Here is an 11,653-nt window from a genome sequence, read left to right as displayed (position 1 = left end):
CGGGAGGATGGGGCTATTTCACTCCACTCGCCAGAATGGTCTGGAAATGCGGCGGCTGTTCCTCGCGCGCCACGATGCCGATTTCAATTCTCTTGAACCCGGCTTCTTCCAGCCAGCGATGCAGATCGCTTTCAGCGAATCCGAGCCAGCGGTCGCCGTAAAGCTCGCGAGCCTTGTTAAAAGTGTGCTGGAGCAAATCGAGAATCATGATCTGCCCGCCGCTGCGGAGCATCTTGAAGGCGGAGCAGATCGCCGTGGCGGGCGTCTCCGCGTGGTGCAACGCCTGGCTGAGGATGACGAGGTCAACGCTCTGCGCCTCGACAGGCGGGTTTTCCAGGTCGCCGAGCCGGAACTCCAGGTTCTTTAGACCGTTTTTCTTCGCCTTGGCCGCGCCGAAGGCGACAATCTTTTCCGAGTTGTCCACCGCGATGACCTTTTTGCAGCGGCGGGCGAGCAGTTCGCTCAACAAACCTTCGCCGGAGCCGAGGTCGGCGACGACAAGCGGCGGGAGGATGCGCAGCAGCAGGTGTCCGAATGCCTGCCACGAACGTCCCGGCCCGTAAACGCGGTCAAAGCGCCCGGCGATCTGGTTGAAATAGACCTGCGCCTGTTCGTTCCGGCGCGCAAGGATGCGCTTGAGATTGAGCTGATCGGCGGTGTGTTCGCGCGTTTCCTTCGCGCCGCGCACTGCAAGCTGGATGAATTCGCGCGCGACGGCGTCGGCGTTCTCATTCCACCGGTAAAACGTCCTTTTGCCCTCGCGCCGTGATTGCAGCAGACCGGCGTCCTGCAGCAGGCCCAGGTGCGTCGAGATGCGCGACTGGCCCAGCCGGGTGATTTCCTGAAGCTCGTTGACCGAGAGTTCGTCCCTCGCCAGCAGCGCGACGATGCGCAGCCGGGTGGGATCGGCCAGGGCGCGCAGAGAGTTGAGGGTGGACGACATGCAGATTTCCAAAAATAGCTGTTGACGCGCTGGACCATGTTTATATCATCCAATCTTGATACGTCAATATGTCATTTGTATAAAGCGAAGCCCGAACTTTAAATGAGCAAGAATTACATCTTTTCCTCGGAGTCCGTCGGCGAAGGCCACCCGGACAAGGTTTGCGACACGATTTCCGATGCGGTCCTGGATGCCTGCCTCGCGCAGGACAAATTCAGCCGCGTCGCCTGCGAAACCTACGCCAAGAGCAATCTCGTCGTGGTCGGCGGCGAAATCACGACCAAGGCGAAGCTCGACTTCAGCGCCACCGCCCGCCAGGCCATCCGCGAAATCGGCTACACCCACGACGACGACGTGTTCCACGCCGACAAGGTGCTCATCATGAACGCAATTACCTCGCAATCACCCGACATCGCCCAGGGTGTTGATGCCCGCGAGGCGGAAGGCAAAGGGCATGGAGAGCAGGGCGCCGGCGACCAGGGCTTGATGTTTGGCTACGCGTGCAATGAAACGCCGGAATTGATGCCCGCGCCCATCATGTATGCGCATCAGCTCGGGCGCGAGCTGACGCGCATTCGCAAAAGCGGAAAAGTGAAGTGGCTCCGCCCGGACGCCAAAAGCCAGGTGTCGGTTCAATACGTCGATGACCAGCCGGTGCGCATCACAAATGTCGTCATCTCCACTCAACACGCGCATGACGCACGGCACAAAACGATCAAGGAATTCTGTGTCGAAGAAATCATCAAGAGGGTTCTTCCGAAACATTTGCTCGATAAGCAGACCAAATTCCTCATCAATCCCACCGGGCGCTTTGTCGTCGGCGGACCTCAGGGGGACACCGGGTTGACCGGCCGCAAGATCATCGTGGACAGTTACGGCGGCATGGGCCGTCACGGCGGCGGCGCGTTCAGCGGCAAGGACCCGAGCAAGGTGGATCGCAGCGCGGCTTACATGGGCCGTTACGTGGCGAAGAACATCGTGGCGTCCGGTCTGGCGACGAGCGCGGAGATTCAGTTCGCCTACGCCATCGGCTATCCCGATCCGGTCAGCGTTTGCGTGAACACTTTCGGCACGGGCAAGGTGCCCGACGAAGTCATCGAGAAGGCCGTCTGCGAGGTCTTCAGCTTCAAGCCCGCCGACATCATCCGGCAGTTGAACCTGCTGCGCCCGATTTACTCGAAGACCACCAACTACGGCCACTTCGGCAAGGTGGATGACCTCGACAGCATCACCTGGGAACGCACCGACAAGGCCGGCGCGCTCAAACGCGCGGTGAAATAAACTTCCGCTCCATAAAATTCATTTTTCAATCTATGCCAACTGTTAAACTTCCTCCAACCCGCGTGAAGATCGCGAAAACCAACGGCAACGGCGCAACAAAAGGCGATTTCGCCGTTCGCGACCTCTCGCTCGCTGAATGGGGCCGCAAAACCATCGAAGTCTGCCAGCATGAAATGCCGGGCCTCATGTCCATCCGCAAGAAATATGGCGTGACCAAGCCGCTCAAGGGCGTGCGCATCACCGGCTCTTTGCACATGACCATCGAGACGGCGATCCTCATTGAGACGCTCGCCGAGCTCGGCGCGTCCGTGCGCTGGGCGAGCTGTAACATCTTCTCCACGCAGGATCACGCCGCCGCCGCCATCGCGAAGGCCGGCATCCCCGTGTTCGCGCACAAGGGCGAATCGCTCGAGGAATACTGGGACTTCACCCTCGCCGCGCTCACGCATCCCGGCAGCAAAGGCCCGCAACTCATCGTGGACGACGGCGGGGACGCGACACTTTTGATTCACAAAGGTTACGAACTCGAAAACGGCGATAACTGGGTCAACACGCCGAGCGACAATCACGAAGTCGCCGTTATCAAGGCGTTACTCAAGCGCGTCGCGAAGGAGCGGCCCGATTTCTGGCACGAAGTCGTGAAGGATTGGAAAGGGGTTTCCGAAGAAACGACCACTGGCGTGCATCGCCTCTACCAGATGCTCGAACAGGGCAAGCTCCTAGTGCCCGCCATCAACGTCAACGACTCGGTCACCAAGTCCAAGTTCGATAACCTCTACGGCTGCCGCGAATCGCTCGCCGATGGCATCAAGCGCGCCACCGACGTCATGATCGCCGGCAAGGTCGCGGTCGTCGCTGGCTACGGCGACGTCGGCAAGGGCTGCGCGCATTCGCTACGCGGATTCGGGGCGCGCGTCATCGTCACCGAGATTGACCCCATCAACGCGCTCCAAGCTGCGATGGAAGGCTTCGAAGTCACCACGCTCGAAGACACGCTCGGCATCGGCGACATCTACGTGACGACCACCGGCAATTGCGACGTCATCACGCTCGACCACATCCTCAAGATGAAGGACCAGGCGATCGTGTGTAACATCGGTCACTTCGACAACGAGATTCAGGTGGACAGGCTCAACACGTTGAAAGGCGTGAAGAAAATCAACGTGAAGCCGCAGTACGACAAATACGTGTTGCCCAATGGCCGCACGATTTATCTGCTTGCCGAAGGCCGGCTCGTGAACCTCGGCTGCGCCACCGGCCATCCGAGCTTCGTGATGAGCAACAGCTTCACCAACCAATGCCTCGCGCAACTGGATCTCTGGAAAAATCGCGACACGAACAAAGTCGGCGTCTATCGCCTGCCGAAGCATCTGGACGAAGAAGTCGCCCGCCTGCACCTCGAACGCATCGGCGTGAAACTGACCAGGCTCACGAAGAAACAAGCCGACTACCTTGGCGTGCCGCCCGAAGGCCCGTACAAGCCGGAGCATTATCGGTATTGATTTGTGGAAGGGCTGCGCTGCCGCGCAGCCGGAATTGGGGCGGCGCAGCAACGCCGCCCTACCAAAAACGCAAAAGGCGAACGGAGAGATCTGTCCGCCTCCTTTATTTTAACCGCCGGGACGCGGAGACGCAGAGTTGAACAGCGAAACACGCGAACCACACGAACGCTTCGCCCTCTCCGCGCTGGGGAGAGGGACGGGGTGAGGTGCTTTGCCGCAAAACTTTCCTTCTCCGCATCCGACACGGGAAGAAGGTGGCCGCAGGCCGGATAAGGTGCGCTGGATGAGGAGTCGAGAATTCAAAAGGCGAGCGGAAATCCCGTTCGCTTTTTTGGTTCTTGAAACAACTGGCAATTTGGACGAAAGTCGGGTTGTGCAAACGATGGAAAAATATCGGCGACAAGCCCTGAAACTCGCGGAGATTTCGTTCCTCAGTGAGGAGGAGGGTTTTGCCGCACGTATTCCTGGCTTCCGCGGATTGATCGCCACTGGCCAGACCAAAAGGGAAGCGCTTGCCGAGTTGGAATCTGCACTTGCCGATTGGATAGACCTCGCTTTGAAGCGCGGGTTAGGTTTGCCGCGGATCAATCAGTCAGCGCGAGAACTGGTCAGCGCGCATTGAGCCATTCGTCGCGCGAAATTCCAGCCTCGTTCAGGATTATCTTCAACAGGTTCACCCCGATTTCTCGACCACCGTGCGGATTGGGAATCGTAAGCTGGACATTGCCCTTGACCATGTGTTGATGCTTCGCTCCCGAATGCGGTCCACTCCAGCCAAGCGAACGCAGGCGTCGAATCAAATCTTGCCGGCTGACGGGCACGAGTCTCATGGAGTAAGGGCAGCTTGCGCAGTGTGAGAACCGTCGTCAAGCGCGTGGCTGCACCTCGAACGCATCGGCGTGAAACTGACCAGGCTCACGAAGAAACAAGCCGACTACCTTGGCGTGCCGCCCGAAGGCCCATACAAGCCGGAGCATTACCGCTACTGAGCGAATTCAAATCTGAAACACGAAAGGCGAACGGGAAACCGTTCGCCTTTTCTCATGGGTTAACACCTGATGTGTCCTTCACTTGTTGGCGTTCTCTTGCCATACTTCGCCGCGAAATGTCCGGCATAGTCACAACAACGGGATCGTTGCGAGCTTGGTATGGCGCGTCCATTGCCGATTTCATTGTGACGAGTGATGAAACTGTCCTGGGCCAGCTTACCGCAAATTGCGACTTCGCACTGATCCCAACGCAGCGAGATGCATGGCTCGCTGAGATAGAAATCCTCCGCTCGCAACTTAGCTGCGTGGACGGCTCGTTGTTCTTCGAGTTCAACATCCCTCGCATGGGACGGCGCGTTGACGTGGTTCTGCTAATCGGATCGGTCGTGTTCCCGTTGGAGTTCAAAGTCGGTGAGCGAGTGTTTGACCGCGCATCCATTGATCAAGTTTGGGATTACGCGCTGGACCTAAAAAATTTTCATGAAGCCAGTCATAATGTTGCCATTGCTCCAATCCTCGTGGTCACAAAAGCAGCCGCTTCACCGGAGATCAACTTTTACGCTGACGAAGACAAGGTCTATCGCCCCGTCCTGACTAATACCGCCGGTCTGCGCGGTGTCCTGGAATTGGCATTGCGTGCTGCTTCGGGTTCGGCGCTGGACGCGCAGGCGTGGTCTTGTGCTTCCTATCGCCCGACGCCGACGATAGTGGAAGCTGCGCGTGCGTTGTATGCCCAACACTCTGTCGAAGCCATCGCTCGATTCGACGCTGGTGCTCAAAACCTGCAAGTCACCTCCCGTCGCATCGAAGAACTGGTGGATGAAGCTCAGGTCAAAAAGCAAAAATGCATCTGCTTTGTGACAGGTGTGCCGGGCGCAGGAAAGACTCTGGTTGGTCTGAACTTGGCGACGCGCCGGCGTGAGGCTGACCTGCCAACACATGCCGTCTTTCTCTCAGGCAACGCCCCGCTGGTGGCCGTGCTCCGTGAAGCTTTGACACGCGACGAATTCTCGCGACGAAAGAAACAAGGCGAGAAGATTCGAAAGGGCCAGATTGGTGAAAGCGTCAAAGCATTCATTCAAAATGTTCACAACTTTCGCGATGAAGCGTTGCTTGATCCCGGCCGCCCAGACGAGCACGTCGTCATCTTCGACGAAGCGCAGCGAGCTTGGAACTTGAAGGAGACCGCGAGTTTCATGCTGCGGAAAAAGAAACGCCCCGGCTTCGCTCACTCCGAGCCCGAGTTTCTTATTTCCTACATGGACCGACACAAAGATTGGGCCGTGATTGTGTGCCTGGTTGGCGGCGGGCAGGAGATCAACAGGGGGGAAGCCGGGATAGATGCTTGGCTGAGCGCCGTGAATCAAAGCTTTCCACACTGGAAAATGTTTGTCTCTTCCAGACTCACGGACAGTGAATACGCGGCAGGTAAAGCCTTGGAACTTGTCCGCGAACGGGCGCGAACAGACTTCGATGACTGTCTGCATCTCGCTGTCTCAATGCGGTCGTTCAGAGCCGAGAACGTCTCGGCATTTGTCAAAGCCCTGCTCGACTGCGAAAAGGAGCAAGCGCGAGACACGTTCACGAATCTGGCAAGCCGTTATCCAATCGCCCTCACGCGCAATCTGAACGCCGCCAAGCAGTGGATTCGATCTCGCGCGAGGGGAACAGAGCGATTCGGCTTGGTAGCTTCGTCAAAGGCGATGAGGCTTAAACCTCACGCGATTGACATCCGCGTGTCCGTTAATCCGGTGCACTACTTCCTGAATGAGCGCGATGACACGCGATCGAGCTATTACCTCGAAGACGCCGCCACAGAATTTCAAGTGCAGGGTCTGGAACTCGATTGGGTGTGCGTTACGTGGGACGGCGATTTTCGATTCAACGGAGCGGACTGGAGTTATCACGATTTTCGTGGGAAACGCTGGCAGAAAATCAAGAACGCTGACAGCAAGAACTACCTGCGCAATGCCTACCGAGTTCTTCTCACACGAGCGAGGCAAGGCATGATTGTTTTCATTCCTCCCGGCGACTCCAGCGACGCGACGCGTTCGCCAGTGTTTTACGATTCGACATTCAATTACTTGAAGGAAATTGGAATACCCGAAATCTCCTGAGCTGGACTTCTCCTATTTCAGCCAGACGATTTCGATTTCCTTTTTGAGCGGCTTGAATTCCGTGTCAGCGGTGACGAGCTCGGCCTTCCTGCTTTTGGCCAGCGCTGCGGCAAAGGCGTCGGCCAGTCCCAGGTCGTGTTCGTTCTTCAAGTGCGCGGCGGACTCGGCCAGTTCGCGGTCGAGCGGGGCAACGTCCAGCGGCATGGTGTGCTCAAACCGGCGCGCGGTTTCCAGGCCTTCCTTGCCATGCTTCCGTTCCATCCGGTAAAGCACTTCCGCCCAGTTGACGGCGCTGATGAGCATGGGCCTGTCAGCGTCGGCGGCCTTGTGGAAAAGCTCGCGCATTTTTTCCATGCCCGGCTCGCCAAAGAACATCGCCAAGAGCGCGGAGGCGTCCAGAACAGTGGTTTTCACCTCCGGTTCTCCCGGTCGCGTTCCTTGCGGCGCTCGTCAAGATGTTCCTGCACCACGGATTTCTCGCCAGGCTTCAGTTTGAAGACACCGCAGAATGAATCAATGTATTCGCGGGTGACGGGCTGGAAGATGATGCGGTCGCCTTCCTCGACGAAGTTGATGCGCGTGCCGGGTTTGATGCCGTACCGCCGGCGGATGCGCGAGGGAACAACCAACTGCCCTTTGGATGTGACGTAGGCTGAATTCATAGCGTTTCTTTCATTTGAATAAAGTCTGCCGTGGTTCACAACGTAAGGCAAGAACTATTTGGTAAGACATATTCACGATGCCTCCAATCGCGACACCTCGCCCCGGCCATCTCCCCGTTCGAGGCGGAGAGGGAGAAGTTTTCGCGTGGTTGGCGTGGTTCGCGGTTTCCGTTGCGACTCCGCGCCTTTTGAGTTGAAGCGAATTCGACTGCCCGGCCGGCGCACGTTATCCGCGTGATGTCCGCCTGCGCTACGGTCCTGCGCGACCGGGCACGCTCGAAGAGATGCGCGAGGGTTCTGTCACCCTTTCAGGGCTTGGAAATCTTTTTTGACTTTGAACCCAGGGCGTTGCCCTGGGCTATCATCTTTCGGGCTTTCAGCCCTTTGAATCAGCGTTCATCACAGTCATTCAGCGGTTAAAGTTTTGCGTTCCGTGTGTTCTATTACGGCAAAGCACCACACCCCGTCCCTCTCCCCGGCGTGGAGAGGGTGAAGCGGTCGAATGGTTCGCGGTTTCCTTACGGTTACGAAAATGCCGGCGCGGTTACAGGTCCTGAAAATGCAGTCGAAGAGGTGTGAAACGAAAATTTGACGCGAAACTTTCGTGTCAGCGCGGCTCGCTACCGGGAGAATTCAAATCTGGAATTCATTCGTAATTTTCGTTGCCAGTCGGTACCATTGAAACGTGTAAAAAATGACGAGCCTGTTCTTTCACCATCGCTTTTGCCGCGTGACGAAAGCGTCACGCCGATTTCCGGCCGCCCTGGCCGCGATCATGATTCGATTCACTCTCCTCCTGCTCGTCCTGGCGGTGAGTTCCTGTTCGCTTCCATCGCCTGCGAAGGACGGAAACCTCAGTCGGTCCGGCGCCGAAGCGGCAATTCGCGCGCAGTGGACCGAAAGGAAATCGCAGCTCGAAGAGGAACGCGCCGACGAGTTTCAGGCAAAGGCCATCGAGTTGTCCGGAAAAACTCTGCGCTGGGAAGAACGCGTGTTCGGTGAGGCTCCCACCAACGGACACAGCCTGTGGATTTCGATGCACGGCGGCGGCAACGCCCCGGCCCGCGTCAATGACAGGCAATGGACCAACCAGATTTCTCTCTACAAGCCCGCCGAGGGCATCTACGTCGCGCCCCGCGCCCCGACGGACACCTGGAATCTCTGGCACGAAGCGCACATTGATCCGATGTTCGACCGATTGATCGAGGACTACGTCGTGTTGCGCGGGGTGAACCCGGACCGCGTTTACATCATGGGTTACTCGGCAGGCGGGGATGGTGTGTGGCAGCTCGCGCCGCGCATGGCCGACCGCTGGGCGGCGGCGGCGATGATGGCCGGCCATCCCAATGACGCATCGCTCCTCTCGCTGCGCAATCTTCCTTTTGCCCTGTTCGTTGGCGGCAACGACGCGGCCTACGATCGGAACAAGATCGTGGCGGAACGCGCGGCCGAACTCGACAAACTCCGCGAAGCCGATCCCGGCGGCTACGAACATTTCGCCCGGGTTTATCCCGGTCTCCCGCATTGGATGAATCGCAAGGATGCCGAGGCGCTTCCATGGATGGCGGCGCACACGCGCAATCCCTGGCCAGGGAAGGTGGTGTGGCAGCAGGACGACGTGACCCACACGCGTTTCTACTGGCTGGCCGTGCCGCAGGCCGCGGCGAAAGCCGGGAACAGGATCGTCGCCGAAGTGAACGGACAGTCCATTCTTCTGACGGGCGACGTTCCCAAAGGCGTGACTTTGCGGCTTTCGGACAGGCTCACGAATCTGAATTCGCCCCTTCGAGTGACCGTCAATGGCCGCGAAGTTTTTCAGGGCCGCGTAACGCGTCGCACCGAAGTGATCCGCCAATCTTTACAGGAACGCGCCGATCCGCGCTCCGCAGCCACGGCGGAGCTGACGGTGGATTGGTGAAATACCCCGGGCCACCGTAAGAAGAATTGTCAGTCCACCCGGACCTGGCTGTTAGGGGAAAAGTTTCCCGCCCGCACCTCGGAGGCATGTCTGTTTTATTCCCGGTTCCCTGCCGCGCAGCTTTCTTTCAGCCGCAGTTGTCCTTTTTTGTTTTTGAAATGGCCGGCATCCACTGTCGCGCGATTTGGGTCGTGGCGACTCGCGCCTTGAGCGAGTGGAGCAGAAGGCACATGCCCGATTCCGTGCGCGAGAGAAACAGAAATTCCGGCGAGAGGAATCTGTTTTTGAACAGGGTCTTTGCAAGTTCGCTGAGTCCGTCCATGAACCTTGAATCGCCGAGTTCGAGAATGACCGGTTTGTCGGTCAAAGGATGAAATTCGTCGTAGAAGCGCCGGATCTCGTTCATGCAACGCCGCACCCGGGGTTCGTCCGGCGAAGTTTTGGGCCCAAAGATGACGTGAATTATCCCGGCAAACAGAGCGGCGTCGTGGACCCACTCGCGCGACCAGAATTGCGCGTAGCAGCGAACGACCTCGGGTTTCAGATACTTCACGCAGCCGAAATCAACGAGGCCGATCGTGCCGTCGTTGTTGAGCAAATAGTTGCCGGGATGCGGATCGGCGTGCAACGCCCGGACGCGAAAGAGCTGGAAGAAAAACAGGCGCGTGAGCGCCGCGCCCAGCCTGTCGCGAAGCTCCTGCGAGGGATTGGATTTCAGAAACTCCTGCAGCCGCGCGCCACGCACTCGCGACATTGTCAGCACCTGTTCGCAACTGAGTTCGCGATACACGCGCGGCACGTGGATGAATTCCAGGGGCGCGAGCTGCTTTCGGAAGTGCTCAAGGTTTGTCGCTTCCCGCCGGTAGTCGGTTTCCTCGAGGATGCCGCGCTCGGTTTCACGAATCACGGAGTCCGGCAGATGCCCCGTGATCCGGGGCCCGATCGCCGCCGTGCGCAGCAGACTGAAGTCGCTTTCAATGGCTTCACGAATGGCTGGATACTGAATCTTGACCGCCACTTCATCGCCGCTCTTCGTGACCGCCCAATGCACCTGGCCGAGCGACGCGGCGGCAAAAGGCTCCTCTTCGAACGAACTAAACATCTCCTCGGGATATTTTGCAAACGCGCTCTTGAACTGCGCGCGCATCAGCGTCGGATGCATCGGCGGCGCCTGCATTTGCAGTCCGGACAGTTCCTCGATCCATTCCGCCCCGAGCAGATGGGTCTGCATGCTCAGCGCCTGACCGACCTTCATGATGGGTCCGCGCAGATGTTGCAGCTCCCGGCGGACTTGTTTTGCATTCCTGTTGTGCAACGACTGGCGTCGTGCCTCCCTCTTCTCGTCGCTCAGGAACGGACGTTGAAGCTGGTGCGCGAGATAGCTTCCCGTCAACCCCGCGCCGAGCTGGACGATGCGGGCCGCGCGGGCGAGCGATGAGCCGCGCCTTTTCACCAATCCCACGCCCCTTTCTTCAGCACACGGCTCGCGAGATTGAGCGAACGGTCCAGCAGGGCGAGCGTCTTTTGTTTGCCGCGCGAGGGGTCGTGCAGCCAGTGCAGCACCATGCCCATGTAGAAAAGCCCGACGCAATAAGCTCCCAGTTCACCGATCATCGGGATTTCCTTTTTCTCCTCCGCTTCGCGCAGCACGTCGCGGATGAAGCGGAGATACTTCACGCGCAGCTCGTGCGAATCCAGACTGAGCGGGCTCAACTTCGAACGCGGCTGCAACGCCCGGAAGAAAACGGCTCCAATGAAATCCTCATACGGGGCAATGTATTCGAGCTGCCGGTGGATGATGGCAAACAGCTTTTCCGCCAGGGGCGCCTTCCGCAGCCGCGATTGGGACTCAAACCACTCGATCAGATCGTGTGTTTCCTTCTGGAAGAAAAACAACGCCAGATCCTCCTTCGTCTTGAAGTAGTTGAACAGGGTTCCCTCGGCGATCCCGGCCTTTCTGGAAATCTGTTTCGTCGTCGCCTCCAATCCTTGCTTGTTGAACAATTCCAGCGCAGCCGCAAGAATCCGCTCCTTTGTCCGCTCCTTGTTCTGCTCACGTTTGCCGGAGGGCCGTCGCCGCCCGCTTCGCTTTGTGTCTTTGCTCATAAATGAGTGCGCTCATATTCATGCGGGCAGCGGGGATGGTCAAGTAAAATATGAGTTTACTCATGTTTGAACATTCGGGGCCGCCTGTCCGCACCTCGAAAACCGGCGGGAACCCGACGAAGAGCGGGCTACCGA

Annotated in this window: 11 protein-coding genes and 1 pseudogene; 6 read left to right on the top strand and 6 right to left on the bottom strand. The window is 58.3% G+C overall.

Features of this window, described 5'->3' with window-relative positions:
- Positions 1-13: 13 nt before the first annotated feature.
- Positions 14-943, bottom strand: coding sequence for a metalloregulator ArsR/SmtB family transcription factor (locus VN887_09810; GenBank protein HXT40306.1), 930 nt, complete (start codon positions 941-943; stop codon positions 14-16).
- Between the two features lie 102 nt (positions 944-1,045).
- Here VN887_09810 and metK point away from each other — a divergent pair, with 102 nt between their 5' ends.
- The 3 genes from metK to VN887_09795 all read left to right on the top strand — a co-directional run bounded on the left by metK (position 1,046) and on the right by VN887_09795 (position 4,348).
- Entirely contained in the window at positions 1,046-2,224 is a 1,179-nt protein-coding gene (metK, locus tag VN887_09805; protein ID HXT40305.1) for a methionine adenosyltransferase, read from the top strand.
- A gap of 32 nt (positions 2,225-2,256) precedes the next feature.
- A complete protein-coding gene (gene ahcY, locus VN887_09800; GenBank protein ID HXT40304.1) occupies positions 2,257-3,726 on the top strand; it encodes an adenosylhomocysteinase in 1,470 nt (489 codons plus the stop codon).
- Between the two features lie 382 nt (positions 3,727-4,108).
- Positions 4,109-4,348: a type II toxin-antitoxin system HicB family antitoxin gene (locus VN887_09795; GenBank protein HXT40303.1), complete on the top strand. Its 240-nt coding sequence runs from the start codon at positions 4,109-4,111 to the stop codon at positions 4,346-4,348.
- Here the strand turns inward: VN887_09795 and VN887_09790 are convergent.
- On the bottom strand, positions 4,335-4,556 hold the full coding sequence (locus VN887_09790; GenBank protein ID HXT40302.1) for a type II toxin-antitoxin system HicA family toxin: 222 nt from the start codon (positions 4,554-4,556) through the stop codon (positions 4,335-4,337). The genes VN887_09795 and VN887_09790 overlap by 14 nt on opposite strands.
- A gap of 48 nt (positions 4,557-4,604) precedes the next feature.
- Here VN887_09790 and VN887_09785 point away from each other — a divergent pair.
- Together VN887_09785 and VN887_09780 are read left to right on the top strand one after the other, a co-directional pair.
- A pseudogene (locus VN887_09785) lies at positions 4,605-4,715 on the top strand (adenosylhomocysteinase).
- A gap of 116 nt (positions 4,716-4,831) precedes the next feature.
- Positions 4,832-6,832: a DUF2075 domain-containing protein gene (locus tag VN887_09780; GenBank protein ID HXT40301.1), complete on the top strand. Its 2,001-nt coding sequence runs from the start codon at positions 4,832-4,834 to the stop codon at positions 6,830-6,832.
- Positions 6,833-6,844: 12 nt separating this feature from the next.
- Here VN887_09780 and VN887_09775 read toward each other — a convergent pair whose 3' ends face one another.
- Both VN887_09775 and VN887_09770 read right to left on the bottom strand, forming a co-directional pair.
- Entirely contained in the window at positions 6,845-7,246 is a 402-nt protein-coding gene (locus VN887_09775; protein HXT40300.1) for a PIN domain-containing protein, read from the bottom strand.
- Positions 7,243-7,494 carry an AbrB/MazE/SpoVT family DNA-binding domain-containing protein gene (locus VN887_09770; protein HXT40299.1) on the bottom strand — a complete coding sequence of 84 codons (252 nt, stop codon included), beginning with the start codon at positions 7,492-7,494 and terminating at the stop codon, positions 7,243-7,245. The genes VN887_09775 and VN887_09770 overlap by 4 nt, the downstream gene beginning before the upstream one ends.
- Before the next feature lie 694 nt (positions 7,495-8,188).
- On the opposite strand from VN887_09770, the gene VN887_09765 reads away from it, so the two are divergent.
- Complete coding sequence (locus tag VN887_09765) at positions 8,189-9,412, top strand: alpha/beta hydrolase (protein HXT40298.1); 1,224 nt, start codon at positions 8,189-8,191, stop codon at positions 9,410-9,412.
- A 127-nt stretch (positions 9,413-9,539) separates the two neighbouring features.
- On the opposite strand, the gene VN887_09760 is transcribed toward VN887_09765, so the two are convergent.
- Together VN887_09760 and VN887_09755 are read right to left on the bottom strand one after the other, a co-directional pair.
- Positions 9,540-10,874 (bottom strand): AarF/ABC1/UbiB kinase family protein, encoded by a 1,335-nt coding sequence (locus tag VN887_09760; GenBank protein HXT40297.1) that lies wholly within the window; start codon positions 10,872-10,874, stop codon positions 9,540-9,542.
- Positions 10,862-11,518, bottom strand: a complete 657-nt coding sequence (locus tag VN887_09755; GenBank protein HXT40296.1) for a TetR/AcrR family transcriptional regulator — start codon at positions 11,516-11,518, stop codon at positions 10,862-10,864. Before VN887_09755 ends, VN887_09760 begins: the two co-directional genes overlap by 13 nt.
- Between the last annotated feature and the right edge of the window lie 135 nt (positions 11,519-11,653).

This window comes from Candidatus Angelobacter sp., assembly GCA_035607015.1.
Classification (GTDB): Bacteria; Verrucomicrobiota; Verrucomicrobiia; order Limisphaerales; family AV2; genus AV2.
This window is presented reverse-complemented; position numbering and strand designations above follow the sequence as displayed.